This window comes from Mesorhizobium oxytropidicola (assembly GCF_056174625.1).
The window spans coordinates 394169-413093 of record NZ_JBWBWK010000003.1; the positions used below are offsets into that span (position 1 = coordinate 394169).

Here is an 18925-nt window from a genome sequence, read left to right on the forward strand (position 1 = left end):
GCGCTACGCGCGTGCAGTTAGCGGCCTTTGTCGGCCAGCCAGAGGCTCACGTCCTGGATCGAGCGCATGAGCACCGACGGATTGTCCCGCGCGGGAATGAAGCCCCAGCTCTGCCAGTAGCGCTCGGCCTCGGCGTCGATCGCCCGCACCACCACCGCGCGGCCGCCGACGAAGGCGGCGCCGGCGACGCAGCGCGGCCTGGACCAGGCCGCTGCCGACGCCTTACCCAGCATGGCGGTGTTCGACGGCGAGCTGTCCGATCAACAGGGTCGGATCGCACCGCCTCGACAAACTTCTCTTGCGGCAAGGGCCGCGCTCGACGCCTGGCTGGCCGGCTTCGCGCGAACGACCAGGCCCGCGGGTTTGCCCGCGTCCTGATCGTTCCGTCAAGGTGATCGATGCCTGAAAGCGCCACCTAGCGGTCCCAGGGCGGGGACCGACTCAGCCGCTCGGCCGCCTTCGGCGGGGGCGCAGCGGCCGGCGCCGAGATCGCCGGCATGAAGGCGTCATAGGCTTGCGGGGACACGCAGATGACGGATTCGTTGAGGATGGCCGCCTGGGCCTCGTGGAGTGGTGCGCGCCGGATGAACTCCGTGCGCGACAGGCCGAGCAGCTGCGCGCCGCGGTCGATGATGGTGAGATCATCCTCGCGAAACCGCATCGAGACGGATATCTTCCTTTTTGCGGCGGCGGCCATGGTGCGTTCCTGTGCTGGAATGGACATACGTCGATGCGATGCAGCATGACACTGGATTTGTGTGACGCCATTCCTGTTCCTGGGACCGGAGTAGGCATGCGGAAACCGCGGACTGATCAGATCCGAGGTATGCTCCCTGCCGCGAAAAGAGAACGTCAATCCAGACGGCTGACGCGGCGGCCCTCGCTGCGCGCTTCGATAAAGGCGCCTGCGATCTTCATCATGAATGCCTTGCTGAAACGACCGAGGGGCTTACCGTCGGATTCGATGTACCAGGAGCGTTCGGCAATATCGTAGTTGTATTCGTCAACCACGATCCAGCAGCGTTTGAGATCGGCCAGACCGGCGCGGCGGCACTCGATAGCGGAGACTTCCAAACCGACCCGATCGCTGGTCGGTGGCTGGGTGGTTATCGCCAGGAGCGCGAGATGGGTCAGGCCATCTCTTGCGCCGCGGACAGCGATGACCACGCAGGTCGGTCGGCTCTTGCGGCCTTCAGTTTCCCCGCGCTCATGTTGCCATGCCCAAAGATAAGGATAGGAGATCACCTGACCGGGCAGAAATCTACCGCTCATCATCGTATCCTTCCCCGCGCGCCAATCGGTCGATCTCGGCGGCGAAGAGTTCCGTGTGTTCCTCCGGCATCTCGGAGACATGGTGTGCGCGGCGGGGGTCGCCGCCGATGCGCATCCGCTCGTAGTGCTCGTAACTCATCAGCACGAACCGGGGTTTCCGGTGCTTGGTGAGAATAACGGGTTCGCGGCTGGCGACGTCGGTGACGTCGCCAACCTGCTTGTTGAGATCCCCCGTCGTGAACTGGCGCATGGCTGGACTCCTTGATCATTCTCCATATTATCTGGATTTTCTGGATTTGCAAGAAAACGGCGCTCACGCGCCGTCCTCCGCGAACCGCCAGACGGGGATGCCTAGCCGACGCGCCTTGTCGGCAAGGTTGTCGGTAATGCCGGAGCCGGGAAAGACGATCAGGCCGTAAGGCACCACGGAGAGAAGCTGGTCGTTGCGGCGGAACGGAGCCGCCTTGGCGTGCCGGTTCCAATCCGGCTTGAAGGCGATCTGGGTGACCTTGCGGTTCTCGGCCCAGCAGGCGGCGATACGCTCAGCGCCGCGCGGGCTGCCGCCGTGGAGCAGAACCATGTCGGGATGCTTCTCGCGAGCCTTGTCGAGCGCGTCCCAGATCCGGTCGTGATCGTTGCAGTCGAGGCCGCCGGCGAAGGCGATCTTGGTGCCGGCCGGGACGAGCACCTCGGTTTCGGCGTGGCGACGGGCGGCGAGGAAGTCTCTGGAGTCGATTACCGCCGCAGTCATCGCCTGGTGGCTGACCTTGGAGCCGGTGCGCGGTCGCCATGCCGATCCAGTCTGCGCCTCGTAGAGGTCGGCCGCCTCATCGCGCATGATTTCGAGCACGTTGCGGCGCTCGATATAGGTGATGCCCTCGGCCGTGAGCCGTTCGAGCTCGACCGACTTCACCTCGGAGCCGTCCTGCTCCTGCTGGCTCGAACGCTGCGCGTCCTCGTTGCGATCGAGGGATCGGGCGACTCGCTCGGCGGCACGGTGGAAGACGTTTGCGAAGGACCAGAGCAGGTCGTCGAGATCGGGTTCGAGCCTCGTGTCACCAAGCATGCCGGCGAAGGTTTCCACGATCCCGGCGAGGCCGGCCCGGATCGCTTCGTCGTCGGGAAGTGGCCGAGGATCAGGTTCGTCCTGATGCGCGCGATGGCCGTACATCTGCAGTTCGAGGATGACGCGGTCGGTCGGCGAGGAGGCGTGGTGGGGCTCGTAGGCGTCGTCGAGGGGAAGCTCGTAGGTCATGGCGTGTCTCCGTCGGTTATGGCCGCGCCCTTCGCGGCCTGACAGCGCATCCCGGCCGCGCCCCGGGCGCGGCCGCACCGAAGGCCGGAGCGCGAGCGAAGGACGGCGCAGCCGTTGCGGCCGTGACCGGGGGGTGGCAGGGGTCGCCTCTCAGGCAGGCCGCGGGCGCGGCTTCTCTTGTGGAGCGCCGCCATGTCTGCAGGCTGTCCGGCGACGCCGCGCCGGCCCGCGTGCCGGCCCGACGCGTTCATCCGAGCGGCAGGAAGAGTCGGGCATCCTCCGGGACGAGCTGGTCGCTGAGCCATGCCGCGAGACGGGCGGGCCCGAGATGACGCAGGTCGTCGTTGAAATCGCCGAGCTGCGGCCGCAACACCAGGGCGAGGATTCCGGCTTCGCCGGCTCGCTGGCTGAGACGCTCGATTCCGTGCCGGCCGGCGGCATCGGCATCGGCTGCGATGTAGAGGCGACGGCAGCCAGGCGGGAAGGTAAGGCCGGCGAGGTGATTGGCCGAAGTGGCGGCGGCAACCGGCAGCGCCGGCATCACCACCTTAAGCGACGCCATCGTCTCGAACCCCTCGCCGGCGGCCATGACCGGGGCGAGCTCACCGGGCTTAAGGCCAAGCCAGATGGCGTTGCCCAGGAGATGACCCAGTGAGCGGCGTGGATCCGCGAGTTGCGCCTTGCCCTGACCCGAGGGATCAAGCCAGGTGCGTTGCAGGCCGGTGATCTTCCCGTCGAAGCTGGTGACAGCGGCAATGAGGGCAGGGAGCGTCTGCGTCTCGCCGGTCACGAAATCCCGGTAGTAGCAGCCGGGATGGAAGCGCAGCGCACGCTCATGCACGGAGAGCAGAATGCCGCGGCCGGCGAGGTATCGTTCGGCCAGCGTGCCGGCGATCGGCTGCGACATGGCGAACAGGCGACGCGCAGCGTCGGGGGAGCCGCGTGCCGCGGCAGGCTGGCGATGCGCGCCAAGGGACTGGGGCGCAGGCTGGGGCGATGGCAGCGGCATGGAGAGGAAGCGACGTGCTTCGTCCGCGATCTCGCGGAAGTCGACCAGACCACAGCTCAGCTCGATGACGTCAAGCAGGTCGCCATGTTCCCCCGACGACTCGTCGACCCACTTTCCGGCTGCCTTGCCGCCCACCGCTTTGAGCCGCACATGCATGGAGCGGCCGCGCGTGTTGCGGACATCGCCGACCATCCAGTAGTTGCCGGAGCGATGGCCGTTGGAGAGATATTCGCGGCACACCGCCTCGGCATGTTCGCCAAGGCGGCGTGCCAGCTCGGAGGCCGAGACGGTCATGATCGTCTCCCCCTCACGCCGCTACCGCGCGGTCGGTGACGCCGACCAGTGTGTGGCGGTCGAGCAGCGCGGCGAGGATGGACGGCCCTTTCTCGCTCGTCGGGATGAACAGTCGGAGCTTCCATGAGATGATTTCGGAGATCAGCCCCAGCGCCTTCAGCCGGGGAACAAAAGCGTCGGTAAAGCCGATCAGCTCGATACGGTGGTCGTTCATGACCCGACTGCGGCGCAGGATCAGGCCATCGGCGAGTTGCAGTCCGATCCTGCCTTCCACGAGCCCGGTCCAGGCATCTTGCGGGGCGAGCGCCGGTACATGATCGATACCCAGATTGCGCAACATGGTCGCCACAAGGGTCGGCGCGATGTGACGCCCGATGATGCGCTCGCCGGCATCGGTCTGGATCCGATAGACCTGACAATCATGATCCGGCAGCCGACGCCAGATCGGCAACAGCAGGCCCGTCACGATGTGAAAGGTGCTGGTGGTGAACTCCGGGACGGCAGTGACCTCTGCCTGCCACAGGTCGCAGAACAGATTCCGGTCGGCGGGCTGCCAGTGGGTCTCGGCAAGGGCGTCGAGCCCGAAGCGCTGTTCGTCCGTCGGCCGCAGCAGGCGCACTCGGTGTTCGATGGTTCCGTCGTCGAGCATCAGGCTCGCAGTGGGCAGCCGGATCGCCGCACGGTTGGAACGGGCGTTCACCAGCAGAACCGCTTGCGGCTCGGCCCAGACGATGGCCAGCGCGTCGACGAGGCTGAGCGGCCGAATTCGGTCCTTGCGCGCGACGGTCAGCACATGCGACTGCGCGCCCGAGACTGGGTGCGCGTAGACGGTGCGGCGATCGGTGACGACGATACTCTCCGCCGTGATCGTCTCCAGGCCTTTGTCATAGGAGCCGGCAGCGATCGCGCCCTCGACCTTCGCCGTCATCAGTTGCTCGAACACCTCGAACAGCAGGTTTTGGGTTTCGATCCGCAACGCCAGCAGGCGATTGAGCCAGGTCGTGATCGGCGGCAGTTCGTCGCGCAGCCCGCCCTCGTCGGTCGTCAGCGACAGCCCGGTCACCGTCTCGAAGGTGGTGAGCGAACAACCTTGGATCCTGCCCTGATGCAGCAGCATGTAAAATTGGCGAAGTGCGGCCCGCGCGTAGAGGCTTTCGAGATTGTCCTCGGCGCGGAACAACCCTGCCCCGCCGGTCTGGCGCTGGCCGCGCGTGATCGCACCTAGCGTGTCGAGCCGTCGTGCGATCGTCGACAGGAAGCGCTTGCCGGCTTTCACGTTCGCGGCCATGGGCCGGAACAGCGGCGGTTGCTTCTGATTTGTGCGGTGGGTCCGCCCGAGACCCTGGATGGCGTTGTCGGCGCGCCAGCCGGCCTCAAGCAGATAGTGCTTGCGCAGCCTCTGGTTCCTGACCCCGAGATCGGCGTGGTACGAGCGGCCCGTGCCGCCGGCGTCGGAAAAAATCAGAACGCTCTTGTCGTCATCCATAAAACTCTGGGTCTCGGCGAGATTGGCCGAGCCAGGGCGGTTTTCCACGGCCAGCCGGTCGATGCCGTCTCGGCCGGTCTTCTTCACGATGCGGCGCGACCGGCCGGTCACCTCGGCGACGGTGTCGGTGCCAAAGTGGTGGATGATCTGGTCGAGCGCGCTGCCGACCGGCGGCAGCGATGCGAGTTTTTCGACCATCTCGTCGCGCCGGCGAACGGCCTCGCGGCATTGAACCGGATTGCCATCTTCGTCGTGGACAGGCCGCGAATAGACGTTCCCCTCCGCGTCCGAATATTCCTCGAACAATTGGGTTGGGAAGGAGTGCATCAAGTACCCGCCGACGTAATATGCCGCGTCCACGTTATGCAGAGCACGGCGGGTCAACTCTTTGATCTGCTTTTTCATTTCCTGATCTCCACTTGGCATAATCATGATGCCTCTGCTCTCAACGGCAGAAGGACACCCTCATGGCTTTCCCCACCAACTCTCGCTCCCGCGGCTGCCCACGCGCCGCCGTTCTCGATGATCGTGCGCTCGTCCAGGGCTATCTAGCGCAGCACCCCAAGCTCGCGGCTGGTGCCCTCAGTGCGGCGCGACATTTCCTGAAGTGGGCAGACGCCCGCGGTATCGCATACAAGGATCTCGATGCGGCCGCGGTTGATCGTTTCGCGCGGCATCGCTGTCGATGCGGGCTCTATAAACCCCGACAGCTTCGGGACCCGGTCTACATGACCGATGTCCGCCGGTTCCTCCGTTATCTGGAGAATGCCGGGATCGTGACCGTTCCGACCGGTGTCGAACGGCTGGACAAATACCTGCCAGAGTTCGCCGTTGGGCTTAGAGCCGTCGGCTACAGCAAGCCGGCCTATGCTGGGCGATTAAGTCAGGCACGGCATTTCGCCGAATGGATCTTGCAGGCGCGTATTCCTGCAAAGGAGATCACTGACGTCACCATTGAACAGTTTGCTATCCACGATTGTCGGTGCGGTATCCGAACCAAGCGGGGCCGACGGGTAATTGGCACGGGAACCAAGGATCGCCGTCGCGGTGCTCGTCGTTTCGTCAATTTCCTGCGTGACCAAGGCGTGATCGATCCCTCTGCGCGACCCGATACTCTCGAGAGCGATCCGCGACTGGACGGTTTAGCCCAATGGCTGCGCCGCGAGCGTGGGGCGACGGAGGAGACGATCCGGCGCTATCGGCAAGAAGCCGGACGTTGGATCGATATTCTCGGCAAGGATCCGGCGCACTACAATGCAGCGACAATCCGCTCGATCGTTCTGGATCAGGGTCCGGAACGATCGCGCTCTTCGATCCGAATGACAGTGACCGTGCTGCGCGCGTTTCTGCGCTTTACCGTCAGCCAAGGGCTTTGCGCCCCATTTCTGTTGCATGCAGTGCCGCCAGCAGTTCGACGGAAGCTATCAACCGTTCCGCGCGTGATCCCGGCGGCAAAGATTGAAGATATCATTGCATCCTCTGGCACGACGACACCGGTTGATATCCGGGATCGCGCCATCCTCCTCCTGCTCGCGCGAATGGCGCTGCGGGCGGGGGATGTGTGGCAGTTGCGCCTTTCCGATATCGACTAGCGGGCCGGTCGATTACGGTTGCATGGCAAAAGTCGTCGCGGGACGATGCTACCATTGCCCCAGGATGCAGGTGATGCACTTCTCGCCTACATCGAGGATGCGCGGCCCGTCGTCTCGACGGACCGGGTATTTCTGCGGACTCAAGCGCCGTTTACTCCGCTGCGGTCTTCGGCCGAGATCGCCGGCATCGTCGCCCGGATCCTGAATCGCGGTGGTTTTTCCCACCTGCCGACAGGATCCCATGTGTTCCGTCATTCACTGGCGTCCGCCTGGCTGCGCAACGGGGCCGACCTTGATCAGATCGGCATCGCCCTCCGGCATGCCTCTCGGGACACGACCGCGATCTACGCGAAGGTGGATATCTCGATGCTGGCAGCCGTTGCCCAGTCCTGGCCGGGAGCAGCGTCATGATGCACCACCACGTAGATCGCTACATCCAGTTGCATCGCGCCCTCGGCAAGAAGTTCGATGCGCAGGAACAGGCACTGAGTCAATTCGCTGTACTCGCCAGCGAAAGAGCCGCCACCATCATAACAGCCGAGTTGATACTGGAATGGGTGCGTGAAGCGGCTACGCCGAACGCCGCCCGTATCCGTTTTGGCCTCGCGCGCGCCTTTGCCGAGTTTCTGCACGGTGAAGACCCACGGCATGAAGTGCCGGCCGCAGGGTTGATGGGGCGCGGCAGACGGCGACGGCCAGCTCCTTACATTCTAATGCCGGATCAGATTACAGACATCATGGCGGAGGCCCTGAAGGTGCCGGGCTTGGCTCCGATCAGCCCGCTTACATATCATCATCTGTTCGGACTGCTTGCCTCGACAGGGCTCCGCATCTCGGAAGCTCTTTCCCTCCGCTGCGATGATCTGACGGATGACGGCCTCATGGTTCGCAGCGGCAAGTTCGGTAAAAGCCGCCTCGTCCCGTTGCACGCTTCAACCCGCACTGCGCTTGAGCAATACATTGCCGTCCGACGTGAGTTTGGTGGCGCAAGCGACGATCTCTTTGTGCTCGGTCACGGTCATGCCCCGACCAAGACCAGAGCCCATGTGGTCTTCGTCCGGATTGTTAGACAGCTCGGGTACCGCAAGCCAACAGGCCCGGGTCCCCGGCTGCACGATCTGCGGCACACCTTCGCAGTGCGGTCTCTGGAAGCCTGTGGGAATGATCCGCAGGCTATTCAGCGACACATGCTTGCACTGAGCACCTATCTCGGCCATGCCGAGGTTGCCAACACCTATTGGTATCTCGAGGCGACACCTGTCCTGTTGCGCACGATCGCTTCAGCAACCGAAGGCGCTTTTGTCGGAGGTGCAGCATGACTCCGCTCGCTCCTGACCTTTCCGCGTTCCTGCAGAACCACCTCCCGAACGAACGTGGTGCAAGCCCGCATACAATCGCCAGCTACGCGCATGCGTTTACGCTCTTGCTGCGTTTCGCCTCCGCTCGTCTCAAACGACAGCCCTCCGACCTCATGATAGGGGATCTCGATGTCGGACTGGTGAGAGCATTTCTGGAGCATGTGGAGGAAGGGCGGGACAATACCGCCCGCTCTCGCAATGCACGGCTCTCGGCGATCAAGGCGTTCTTTCGCTTCGTCGAACATCGGCAACCGGCCTGTCTGGAGCAGGCTATGATGATCCGGGCGCTACCGGTCAAACGAACGGACACCCGGCTCATCGACTATCTGACTCGGGAAGAGATCCGAGCGCTGCTTGCGGCACCCGATATCCGCACGCGCGGCGGCCTGCGTGACCGCGCGATGCTCCATCTCGCCTATGCCGCGGGTTTGCGGGCATCCGAACTGTTGGCGATGCGGATGGAAGACTTCCCCGACAGGTCGCTTTCCAGCGTTCGCGTCCTCGGCAAGGGACGACGAGAACGTATCCTGCCGCTCTGGAAAGAAACTCAGGCCGCATTGCGTGCATGGCTGGCCGTTCGGCCAGATGGTCACGGACCAGAACTGTTCCTGAGCCGGGACGGCAAACGCATGAGCCGCGATGGATTCGCCTACAGGCTCAGCTTGCACGTTGCCAAAGCCGGCAAGACGGTGCCGTCGATTGCCGGCAAAAGCGTCACGCCGCACGTGCTTCGGCATAGCTGTGCCATGCACACGCTCCAGGCAACCGGAGACGTCCGTAAGGTGGCGCTCTGGCTCGGTCATGCCAGCATCCAGACCACCGAGATGTATTTGCGCGCCGACCCCAGCGAGAAGCTTGCGCTTCTTGACGCGCACCATCCCCCGCTGATCAGGGCTGGCCGGTTCCGAGAGCCGTCGGACAAGCTGATGGCCGCTCTCGCGGCCGCAACCAACCCACGGCACCAGTAAATCTGGAACAGCCATCATCGAAAACAGTGCCGGGCGGCCTCCGCCCGGCACCTATGATTATGCCAAGTGGAGATCAGGAAATGAAAAAGCAGATCAAAGAGTTGACCCGCCGTGCTCTGCATAACGTGGACGCGGCATATTGCAGAGCGTTTTTAGCTTGGCGTCGCGACTGAAAGGCGGGTGGCAGGAGCGCACTGCGGTGGATCGCGACGGTTAGCTAAAAACGTGTTGGACTAAGCCGCCGGCACCGGTGGTCCGCTATGGGCGTTCAATGAAGCGCCACCGATGAAAGGAGACCGTGTGTGCCACGCGGCCGGGCGATTGCAGGTGTCGGATGCGCCGAAAGCGGCACGGATATCGGTTCCGGCATGTGAGATCGGCGCCGCGCCCTGCCTGGGAGAGGTTGCCGGTGATGACGGCGCACACTTTTGCGGGACCGGCTCAGTTTGGCTTCCGAGCGGGCCGGCGCTATGCTGATGACAAGGAAGGCGACGCCCCTGCTTCATGATGTGTCCTGGTATGGCGGGCGTCCGGTGACGCCGTCGAATGTTTCGATGATGATCATCTGCCCGCGATGGCACCCGGGCATTGCCTGAGGGAATGCCCGGTGAGGGCCTCGTAGCGGTCGCGATAGTCCTTTGCGGATCGGCTGTCCGACGGCTCGGGAACCGGCATGCCGAGCAGGTCACGGCAGCGGACGAGCTTTTGCGCGCGATAGCGATTGCCGAGGAAGCCGTAGTAGCGGATGCGATGAAAGCCCTCGGGCAGGACGTGTAGCAGGAAGCGGCGAATGAACTCGTCAGACGCGACGGTCATGACCTTCTGCCGACTGCCGTGCCGATAGTCCTTCCAGCGGAAGGCGACTTTGCCGTCCTCGATGGCGACGAGGCGATTGTTGGAAATGGCGACGCGGTGGGTATAGCGGCCGACGTAGTCGAGGACCTGTTCGGATCCGGCGAATGGCGGCTTGGCATAGATGACCCACTCGGCCTTTCGTAGCGGCGCCAGATAGCCCCGGAAGGCATCGCGCTCGCTCAACGCCTGCAAGTCAGAGAAGAACTTCAACAGGCCGGCGTCGAAGGCTTTCTCCAGGTGCTCCAGAAACAATCGTCGAAACAGGCGTGAGAGCACGCGGACCGGCAGGAAAAAGCCGGGCTTGCATGCGACCCATCGATCGCCGTCGGCAGAAAGGCCGCCGCCTGGGACGACGCAATGCAGATGCGGATGATGGAGCAGGTTTGGCCCCAGGTGTGCAACACGGCGAAGAAGCCGATCTCGGCGCCCAGGTGCTTGGGATCGGCGGCGATGATGCGCAGGGTCTCGGCGGTGGCGCGGAAGAGCAGGCCGTAGACGAGTGCCTTGTTCTGATAGGCAATGGCGGCAATGGGCTCCGGCAGCGTGAAGACGACGTGAAAGTATTGGGTGTCGAGAAGCTCGGCGCGACGATCCTCCAGCCATTGTGCGCGGGCCAGCGATTGGCAGCGAGGGCAATGCCTGTCGCGGCAGCTGTTGAACGCGATGCGCCGGTGGCCGCATTGATCGCATGCTTCGACGTGCCCACCGAGTGCGGCGGTCCGGCACAATTCGATCGCCGTCATGACGCGGCGCTGGGCCGTCGACAGCGACGCATCATGCTGTGCGCGATAGGCTTCGCCGTAGCAGCGGAAGATATCCGCCACTTCCGGCCCCGAGCGGGCCATTGCCGCCGCTCAGAAATATTGCGGCGTGGCGGGCGGCGGCACGGTGGGCGCCGGACGCGGCAAGAGCTCGAAGGGACTCGATGTGGCGCAGACTTTGTTGGTGGCGATCCGCAGGTAATGGGCGGTGGTCGCAAGGCTCCTGTGACCGAGCAGCAGTTGAATGGTGCGCACGTCGGCACCGGCCTCCAGCAGATGGACGGCGAAGGCGTGTCTCAAACTGTGTGGCGTGACCGGTTTGGACAATCCGGAGAGGTCCTGCGCTTTCGCGCAGGCTTGTCCCACCGCACTCCTGGTGATCGGCTGGTCGGCACGATCGCCGGGGAAGAGCCATTCCTTCGGTCGCCGCATCTTCCAGTAATCGCGCAGAATCTCCAGCAGCTTGGGCGACAGCATCACATAGCGGTCCTTCTGACCTTTGCCCTGCTCGATGCGGATGACCATTCTCTGGCTGTCGATGTTCGTGGGCTTCAGCTGCACCGCTTCCGAAATACGCAAGCCGGCCGCGTAGCACGTGGTCAGGATGGCGTGATGTTTTACACTGAGGACGCAACCGAGGAACCGCTGAACTTCCTCTGGACTGAGGACGATCGGCAGCTTCTGCGGCTTCTTGGGTAGCGGCAGGACCTCTTCAGGCGCCCAGTCCCGATCGAGCGTCACAGTGTAGAGAAAGCGCAGCGCCGCAATGGCGGTGTGGATCGAGCCGGGCGACAGCTTCTTCTCGTTGACCAGATAGACCTGATAGGTCCGAATATCTTCTCGCCCGAGCAAGTCCGGCGACTTACCGAAGTGGCGAGCGAACAGCGACACCTGTTGCAGATACGACAGCTGGGTGTTGAGCGCGAAGTTGCGCACCTGCATGTCCTCGCTCATGCGCTGGCGAAGTTGGGTCATGACAAACTCCTCCTTTGTCTGATGGAATGGGCTGCAAGCAGCCACTCCATGCTGACAAAGCGAGAGCTTCTTGTGGACTCATGACCAGCGCGACAGACGACGCGATCAACACCACGCCGGCGGCCCACACCTTCCTTGCCGCTCCGCGATCGCGGAGCGGGTTAGTCCTATATGTCTTATCCCGAACTCGGGATAACACATACTCGCGCGGCGTGACGTCGACATGCAGGTCCGACCATTCCTCGGTCGGGATTTCGGCAAGGCGTCGTTCCATCAGCGCCTCGCCGGTCGAGACGATCTGCACGACCGCCGAATGACCTTGGACCCGGTCCTTTTCGATCGCGCCGATCAGGGTCGGCGTCATCATCGAGGTGATGAGATGGCTGAAGAAGCGTTGCTTGGTGCTCTCGAAGGCCGAGCGCGCCGCCGATTTTGCGTCGCGGTTCAGCGTGCCGGCCTCGCTGGTGATGTTGGTCGCCTCGAGTGCGGCGGTCAGGTTGTTGTGAATGACCTGGAACGCATCGGCATAGGCATTGTAGATGCGGATCTGTTCCTCGGTCAGCGCATGCTCGAGCAGGTCGTATTCGACACCGTCATAGGAGAGCGAACGCGCCGCATAGAGGCCGAGCGATTTGAGATCGCGGGCGAGCACTTCCATTGCTGCGACACCGCCATCCTCTATTGCGGCGACGAACTCGGCGCGGTTGGCGAAGGGAAAATCCTCGCTGCCCCAGATGCCGAGACGCTGCGCATAGGCGAGGTTCTCGACCGCGGTCGCGCCAGTGGCCGAGACATAGACGACGCGGGCGTCAGGCAGTGCATGCTGGAGTCGCAGGCCTGCCCTTCCTTGCTGCGACGGGGCGACGTCGCCGCGCTCGCTTTTGCCCCCAGCGGCGTTGGCCATGGCGTGAGCCTCGTCGAAGACGATGACGCCATCGAACGAATTGTTCCCCGCCGACGGGTTTGCACCAATCCTCGTCGGGCTTTCGGCCCTCCCCGCCGACTTTTCTGCGTTCCCGGTCGGGTCTTCGGCCCTCCCCGCCTCTTGGCCCACCCAGTCGAGGATCTGGGCAATCCGGGATTTCTTGCCTTCCCGTTCCTGCGAGCGGAGCGTCGCGTAGGTTGTGAACAGGATGCCCTCGGCAAGGCGGATCGGCGTGCCCTGCCGATAGCGCGACAGCGGCTGGACGAGAAGTCTTTCCTGACCAAGTGCCGCCCAATCGCGCTGGGCATCTTCCAGTAGCTTGTCCGACTTGGAAATCCAGATCGCGCGGCGTCGCCCCTGCAGCCAGTTGTCGAGGATGATGCCGGCGACCTGCCGTCCCTTGCCGCAGCCGGTTCCGTCACCCAAAAACCATCCACGGCGGAAGCGGACAGCGTTCGCAGCCCCTTCTGGTGCGGCCGAGACGACATCGCAGGTCTCGTCAACCGTCCAGGTGCCGGCGAGATGGCCGCAATGGGCTTCGCCGGCATAGACGACGCTTTCGAGCTGGGCGTCCGACAGCAGGCCTTCGTCGATGATCGCATCAGGAAGAAGCGGCCGATAGGAAGGTTTTGGTGGCGCGACGGCGGCCATGGCGGCCGACTGCACGAGCGGCGTCGGATGCGGCTTGGCGCGGGGAATGTCGATCGACTGGAGCGCGTAGGGTTCGTAGATCGTGTCGGTGAGCCGGCCGCCCTCTTCCGGCGTCCAGTCGCGTAGCTCATAGGCGAGGGGACCGCCGGCGTGCTGTTTGCCTTGACCTGGCGGGCGGGGTTCGCCCGCGCATTCGTACGGACCGATTGGATGGCCTTCGGAGCAGAAGTTGAGACTGTTAGGGGTGCGGCTCTTGTCCCCGATCGGGCGCCCATGTGCATGGCGGCATTGCACAGGATGCCGCTGGACAACGCGCCGATTGAATCCGGAAAGCCGCCCAGTGTCCGGGGCGGGAGATCCGTGATCCAGGAGAGCAACGTTTCGACATCCTTGGCCTTGCCGGGTGACCGGACGAAGCTTTTCGGGTCGGCGGCCGGTACCTTGTCGATAACTGTCAGACGGGTCTCGGCGGTAGTGCCATGGCGGGCGTAGACCCGGCCGTCGATCGCCGCGGTGAAGATGACGGTGCCCTGCTGCTGCAGCCGTTCGAAGCCGGGCCGCCATTTGGGGTTTTCGGGAGACAGCCCGGTGCCGGTGATGGCGACCAGGCGCCCGCCGGCGCGCAGGCGTGCGAATGCGGAAGAGAGATGCCGCCATGCGGCATCGGCGACATGGCCGTCGATATAAGCGCCGACGCTGAAGGGTGGATTCATCAGCACGACAGACGGCTTCATAGCCGCGTCGAGATGATCGTCGATATGGGCGGCGTCGTGCCGCGAGACGTAGAACCGTGGAAACAGCAAGCCGAGGAGATCGGCCCGCGTCGCGGCAAGCTCGTTAAGCGCGATCGAGGCGCGCGTCATCTCGGCGTGGATGGCGAGCAGACCGGTGCCGGCGGAGGGTTCGAGAACGAGGTCGCAAGATGCGATCGCCGCGGCGTGCGCCGTGACGAAAGCCAGCGGCAAGGGCGTGGAGAGCTGCTGCATGGCCTGGCTCTCGTCGGAGCGCCGCGTGTGGGTGGGAAGAATTTTCGCGATGCGCTTCATCATCGCCAGCATTGCCTGAGGCGTGCTCGACCGCGACAGGATCGCCGGACCGAACCGGCGCAGAAACAGTACCTGCGCGACTTCGAGCGCCTCATAAGCGTCCTTCCAGACCCAGAACCCTTGCGCATCGCTGCCGTCAAAACTGGCCGTCATGGCAATGCGCAGTGCGGCGGTGGTGATAGGCTTGCCCTGTTCGAGAAACGGCAGAAGCCGCATTGCCGCCTGATAGATCGCCTGGGCGGTGTCGATGGCGTCTTGTGCCGGTGCGGCGAGGGAAGCAGCCGTGCGGGCAATGGTCGAGGTGGTCGAAACGATGTTCATGGAGATGTCCTTCGCGAGAGGGGGAGTGGCGCCCGGGCCGGCACTCTCTCCGCGCCAGCCGGGCCCCAATCTTCACGGCTCCCCTCTCCCTCTGGCGCTGATGCAACAAACGGGTTGCGCTCCGCGCAAAGCCAGACTTGAATGCCCGGACAGGGATGCGGCGGCGACCTGGAGCTGTGGAGGGGATGCGACGGTTCAAAATTGGCAGTGCGGTCTATGAGGAGGGAGCGCCCGACCTGCAGTCGGCGCTGGCGAACGCCTATGCCCGCAGCGAGCGCCCGCTGTGCCTGTGCAGCGAGCCGGGCTGCCAGATGTACATCGCCCGCATCGGTGACCTTCATCTGATCAAGCGCATGCCGCTGAGCGGCGGCGGGCATGATCCGTCCTGCGATTCATATGAATCGCCTTACGAACTGTCCGGCCTGGGCGCCTTGATGGGGAGCGCGGTACAACTCGATCCGCAAAGCGGGATGGCGGCCCTCAAGTTAGACTTCAGCCTGTCGAAGACGGGGAGCCGGGCGCCGTCCGTGCCTGCCGAGCAAAGTTCCGCCAGCGTAACGGCCGATCCTAGGCGGATGTCGCTGCGTGGCCTGCTTCATTATCTCTGGCACGAGGCTGAATTGACTGTCTGGACATCGAGGTGGGCTGGCAAGCGACATTGGTGGAATGTCCGCTGGCATCTGCTCGAGGCTGCCGGGCAAATGACAGTGAGGGGAGGACCGCTCGCGGATATCCTGTTCGTGCCCGAGCCATTTCGCGCCGAGAACAAGCAAGCGATCGAGCAGCGTCGCAACGCGGTTCTTACACCTGCGCTCCCGCCGAAATCCGGCCCCCGAAAATTGCTCGTCCTGGTCGGCGAGGTGAAAGAGATTGTTCCTGCTCGTTCCGGTCAGAAACTTGTCATCAGGCACCTGCCCGGCTTTCCCTTCATCATCGACGATGCATTGCACCGCCGTTTGCAGGCACGTTTCGACAGAGAGTTGTCGCTGTGGGCAGCGGATTCGAACTCACATCTGATGGTGATCGCGACCTTCGGACTGAACCTGGCCGGCCTCGCCATTGTCGAGGAGATTGCCTTGATGGTGGTCTCCGAGAACTGGATTCCTTACGAGACGGTCCCAGAGAAAAGGCTCGTCGATGGGCTCGCCCGCCTTCGCGAGAAGAGCGTGAAGGGATTGCGCTTTGACCTGCAACCCGACCAGCCGATCGCCAATGCGTTGCTTCAGAACAGGGACGAGCCGATAGCGCTCTTTGTCGTTCCGGAGGGAGCGGGCGAGAACTACGAAGCGTCGCTCGATGAAATGATCGCCGCGCGACCGGAGATCGGCTCCTGGGTGTGGCGGGTCGGCGAAGGCGACATGCCGCCGCTGCCGCTCTGAGCGTCGGCGGAATTTCCAACGTGGCTCAGTATGTCTTACGCAAGGCCCAGCTTCTTCTTGAGCTCGGCATTTTCCTTGCGCAGACGGTCGGCAAGCAGGTTCTTGAGGCGCTTGTTTTCTTCTTCGAGCGCGACAAGATCACGGAGATCGCCGCTGTCCGAAGCGGGCGCCACAGCCCTCTTCCAATAATAGTAGGTCTGCTCCGATATGCCGGCCTGGCCGACCGCAATCTTGCTGGTCGCGCCGGCAGCGATCGATTTCTCGATCTGGGCAAGCTTCTGGGTGCGTTCATTCTCGGAATATGTCTTGCGGGCGGTCTTAGCTACCACGGGAGGTTCCGAGGCCTGGGGCGCAGGTTTCGCTCCGTTCTTGCGGACCGGCTTTACGAGCTCTGCCTTCGCTTTCTTTGCTCGCGGAACTTTCTTCTTGGATTCAGGCACTTCCACTTTGGCTGGCGCTACTGTCGTCTGAACAGTCTGAGCGTCCTGAAAATCGGCCATCATATACTCCGCTTGTGGTGTTTCCCCTTCTTCAGCATCAAGGGGTCTTATACTGAAGTCAGTGACCTGGCAATTTGGGAGCGGAGCAGTATGAGCCGGTTGCGTCATCTCAGTGGCAATTTTGGACAGGTCAAGATCGCCCCAGATCGAATGGCTTGGCTTTTGCAGGCCGCGCTTCTGTTTCATTTCCACGATGAATGGCCGGATCTGGCGCTTCATAGTCTGTTCCTTGATATGAGCATGACTTGCAAGCCAAGTCGCAGTTCGTGTTAGCGAGTACCCGACGTATCATATCGCTTTCGCCGTGCTTTATCGGAGAAGCCCCGCAACGAGCAAGCGGTGTGTCATGGGCCTAGGGCAATCGGCTCAATCAACGGGGGCAAACATGCCTACCGAGAGAGAGCTGCCTCATACACGCGATGCTCAGGCGTCTAGCCGGCGGAGTGCGATGACTGTGCACAATCCGGCTGGAGCGATTGCAATCCTTGTATTCTTGGGAACTAATCTTCTCATGGCGGCGGATGAGCTGGACGCGCTTGTTTTCGGGATGGCGGTCGACAGCGTTCGTGCGCTTTCTGTTCCTTTCGCGGAAAAAGTCGCGGAAGTCGCCCACAGAAGCCAGGGCGTGCTGCTTTTCAATTTGCGCATCGATGGCGACATGGAACTTCAGCGCGTCGCCGCTATCCGGTATCCAAGCAATCAGACAGGCGTTCTGGTGCTTGATAAGCAAGGCTTGTTGACCAGCCATTGCATGGTCAATGGTACTTTCTCCAGCTTTATCGCTCCGTTGGAGGACTGGAACACGCTGCCGCTCGCAACGCAGGCCAGGACGAGTATCGCCGGCCCGGCCAGCCTGTTCATCGGCGCTTTACGCAATGCCGGGTACTTCCCGCGTGGCAGGCACTGAAGTTTTGCCGAAGGCCGGATGCTTGTATCCTCGTTGCAGTTGGCCATACGGTCTCGCATGTCTCCGTGATGGAGACGCTTTGCCGCCGAAGCGCGGTTCTTACAGACGCCCATCGTCGCCTTCCTTCGTCAGCTCCGACGCAATCGCATTTTGGACAGGAACTCGTCGATCTCGAGATCCGACAGATCATCAAGCAGCTTGAAGGCAGCATCATGCCTTCCGGCGTTAACGAGAATCGTGCGTTTGCCTTGATGTTCGGCCCACCCGGTCTCGGGGTCTGCGTTGCGGGCGGTCCCCCTGAGTTCGACAGGGATTATGTTCCAGATCGCCTCGAGCTTTTCCGCGCGGGTCATGCTGTCGCTCGCGCCGGTCTCGTGGGCGATGATGGCGGCGCGCATCTTGTCTGGCGACTGCCGATCCGTGAGATCGCAGAAGCCATGAAACCAGCGCTCGCGGCCCCTGATCCGGATCGCGAAGAATACGCTGGTGACGTTGCCGGCCTTATACTCAGACATTCCGAACATGCCGGTGCGCATGAAGAGCGGCGGCAGCAGATCGAGCATGAAGTGATATTCTGACGCGTTGATCTCGAACCACTCGGCCGAATAGGGAGTGCCGGAAAGCGGATCGATGCCGGGAGTGTCTTTGTGACGGCTGAACAGTTGGAACATCTGCTCGCGGGTGGCGACGCCGTCGAGCACCTTCCTGAAGGGTCGATGTGCGGTCATAAGGTTCTCCTGAAGGCAGGTCGGCCACGCGCGGCATCACCGCGCATTGGCAACTGCTTGGTGTGTTGTGGCTGGCGACGGGCCGAGCCTGCGGCCGGCGCGTGCATCGGCGATGATGGGGTTTGCAGGGGTTCAGGCGGCGCATCGTTCGGAGGAACGCGAAGCGTCTCGACCAACCCCGGTTATGGCACGGACGGCGGCGGCGAGCGCCGGGATATCGTCAAGCATGCCGAGTGCAACGAAGTGGTTGGCCCCGCCGGTATAGTCCTTACGGCCTTTGCAGGTGCGGATCAGGATACCGTGACCTGAGGACGAACCGAAATGGCCGACCTGGATGTAGGCGTGGTCATGGTGCAGGGTAATTTCACCGCAAACGGCGATGCCCGCCCTGTTGGAGCGCAGGTCGAAGCTTCCCTGCGGCAGCGCAAGTTCCGCGGCGAGTTTCTTCAGCCGTGAACGGGCTGTGGTGTGGAAACGTTTCTTCTGCTGCTCGTCGTAGGAGCAGCTTCTGTTCCAGTCGAACATGTCGATCTCCATGAAACGCAAGCGCCCGGGGTCGCGATGGCGATCCCGGGCTCGAGAGTGAGTTGGAACTGAAATGAGGTCCGGCGGGAGTGCCGGGCCCGGTGCGAGCGTGAGGCCG

The 18925-nt window shown here is 63.1% G+C and carries 16 protein-coding genes and 3 pseudogenes; 6 read left to right on the plus strand and 13 right to left on the minus strand.

What is annotated here, in order from left to right; translation table 11 throughout:
• Positions 1 to 17 precede the first annotated feature (17 nt).
• The 7 genes and pseudogenes from AC0V8S_RS41385 to AC0V8S_RS41415 form a co-directional block, all read right to left on the minus strand.
• A complete protein-coding gene (locus AC0V8S_RS41385) occupies positions 18 to 233 on the minus strand; it encodes a hypothetical protein (protein ID WP_475439333.1) in 216 nt (71 codons plus the stop codon).
• Positions 234 to 415: 182 nt separating this feature from the next.
• Positions 416 to 697: a type II toxin-antitoxin system TacA family antitoxin gene (locus tag AC0V8S_RS41390; protein ID WP_475439334.1), complete on the minus strand. Its 282-nt coding sequence runs from the start codon at positions 695 to 697 to the stop codon at positions 416 to 418.
• 155 nt (positions 698 to 852) lie between these two features.
• Positions 853 to 1272 carry a hypothetical protein gene (locus AC0V8S_RS41395; protein ID WP_263791391.1) on the minus strand — a complete coding sequence of 140 codons (420 nt, stop codon included), beginning with the start codon at positions 1270 to 1272 and terminating at the stop codon, positions 853 to 855.
• Positions 1262 to 1522 carry a type II toxin-antitoxin system prevent-host-death family antitoxin gene (locus AC0V8S_RS41400; protein ID WP_475439335.1) on the minus strand — a complete coding sequence of 87 codons (261 nt, stop codon included), beginning with the start codon at positions 1520 to 1522 and terminating at the stop codon, positions 1262 to 1264. The genes AC0V8S_RS41395 and AC0V8S_RS41400 overlap by 11 nt, the downstream gene beginning before the upstream one ends.
• Before the next feature lie 63 nt (positions 1523 to 1585).
• Positions 1586 to 2527 carry a DUF2493 domain-containing protein gene (locus tag AC0V8S_RS41405; RefSeq protein WP_475439336.1) on the minus strand — a complete coding sequence of 314 codons (942 nt, stop codon included), beginning with the start codon at positions 2525 to 2527 and terminating at the stop codon, positions 1586 to 1588.
• Positions 2528 to 2774: 247 nt separating this feature from the next.
• Entirely contained in the window at positions 2775 to 3830 is a 1056-nt protein-coding gene (locus AC0V8S_RS41410; protein ID WP_475439337.1) for a DUF7146 domain-containing protein, read from the minus strand.
• A gap of 13 nt (positions 3831 to 3843) precedes the next feature.
• Positions 3844 to 5667: pseudogene (locus AC0V8S_RS41415) on the minus strand (strawberry notch C-terminal domain-containing protein); the annotation flags it as partial.
• 116 nt (positions 5668 to 5783) lie between these two features.
• On the opposite strand from AC0V8S_RS41415, the gene AC0V8S_RS41420 reads away from it, so the two are divergent.
• The 4 genes from AC0V8S_RS41420 to AC0V8S_RS41435 are packed head-to-tail and all read left to right on the plus strand — an operon-like array spanning position 5784 to position 9234.
• Positions 5784 to 6908, plus strand: coding sequence for a tyrosine-type recombinase/integrase (locus AC0V8S_RS41420; RefSeq protein WP_475439338.1), 1125 nt, complete (start codon positions 5784 to 5786; stop codon positions 6906 to 6908).
• A 54-nt stretch (positions 6909 to 6962) separates the two neighbouring features.
• Entirely contained in the window at positions 6963 to 7319 is a 357-nt protein-coding gene (locus AC0V8S_RS41425; RefSeq protein ID WP_475439339.1) for a tyrosine-type recombinase/integrase, read from the plus strand.
• On the plus strand, positions 7316 to 8227 hold the full coding sequence (locus AC0V8S_RS41430; protein ID WP_475439340.1) for a tyrosine-type recombinase/integrase: 912 nt from the start codon (positions 7316 to 7318) through the stop codon (positions 8225 to 8227). Before AC0V8S_RS41425 ends, AC0V8S_RS41430 begins: the two co-directional genes overlap by 4 nt.
• Entirely contained in the window at positions 8224 to 9234 is a 1011-nt protein-coding gene (locus tag AC0V8S_RS41435; RefSeq protein WP_475439341.1) for a tyrosine-type recombinase/integrase, read from the plus strand. The genes AC0V8S_RS41430 and AC0V8S_RS41435 overlap by 4 nt, the downstream gene beginning before the upstream one ends.
• Before the next feature lie 502 nt (positions 9235 to 9736).
• Here AC0V8S_RS41435 and AC0V8S_RS41440 read toward each other — a convergent pair.
• The 3 genes and pseudogenes from AC0V8S_RS41440 to AC0V8S_RS41450 all read right to left on the minus strand — a co-directional run.
• Positions 9737 to 10934: pseudogene (locus tag AC0V8S_RS41440) on the minus strand (IS91 family transposase).
• Positions 10935 to 10943: 9 nt separating this feature from the next.
• Positions 10944 to 11825 (minus strand): tyrosine-type recombinase/integrase, encoded by an 882-nt coding sequence (locus AC0V8S_RS41445; protein WP_475439342.1) that lies wholly within the window; start codon positions 11823 to 11825, stop codon positions 10944 to 10946.
• 193 nt (positions 11826 to 12018) lie between these two features.
• Positions 12019 to 14768 (minus strand): annotated as a pseudogene (locus tag AC0V8S_RS41450) (strawberry notch-like NTP hydrolase domain-containing protein); the annotation flags it as partial.
• A 185-nt stretch (positions 14769 to 14953) separates the two neighbouring features.
• Here AC0V8S_RS41450 and AC0V8S_RS41455 point away from each other — a divergent pair.
• Positions 14954 to 16147 (plus strand): DUF1173 domain-containing protein, encoded by a 1194-nt coding sequence (locus AC0V8S_RS41455; protein ID WP_475439343.1) that lies wholly within the window; start codon positions 14954 to 14956, stop codon positions 16145 to 16147.
• Between the two features lie 35 nt (positions 16148 to 16182).
• On the opposite strand, the gene AC0V8S_RS41460 is transcribed toward AC0V8S_RS41455, so the two are convergent.
• On the minus strand, positions 16183 to 16866 hold the full coding sequence (locus AC0V8S_RS41460) for a transposase (protein WP_475439344.1): 684 nt from the start codon (positions 16864 to 16866) through the stop codon (positions 16183 to 16185).
• 229 nt (positions 16867 to 17095) lie between these two features.
• On the opposite strand from AC0V8S_RS41460, the gene AC0V8S_RS41465 reads away from it, so the two are divergent.
• Positions 17096 to 17554 carry a hypothetical protein gene (locus AC0V8S_RS41465; protein ID WP_475439345.1) on the plus strand — a complete coding sequence of 153 codons (459 nt, stop codon included), beginning with the start codon at positions 17096 to 17098 and terminating at the stop codon, positions 17552 to 17554.
• Between the two features lie 128 nt (positions 17555 to 17682).
• On the opposite strand, the gene AC0V8S_RS41470 is transcribed toward AC0V8S_RS41465, so the two are convergent.
• Both AC0V8S_RS41470 and AC0V8S_RS41475 read right to left on the minus strand, forming a co-directional pair.
• Positions 17683 to 18255, minus strand: coding sequence for a DUF1419 domain-containing protein (locus AC0V8S_RS41470; protein ID WP_475439346.1), 573 nt, complete (start codon positions 18253 to 18255; stop codon positions 17683 to 17685).
• Between the two features lie 159 nt (positions 18256 to 18414).
• A complete protein-coding gene (locus tag AC0V8S_RS41475; protein ID WP_475439347.1) occupies positions 18415 to 18819 on the minus strand; it encodes a hypothetical protein in 405 nt (134 codons plus the stop codon).
• Between the last annotated feature and the right edge of the window lie 106 nt (positions 18820 to 18925).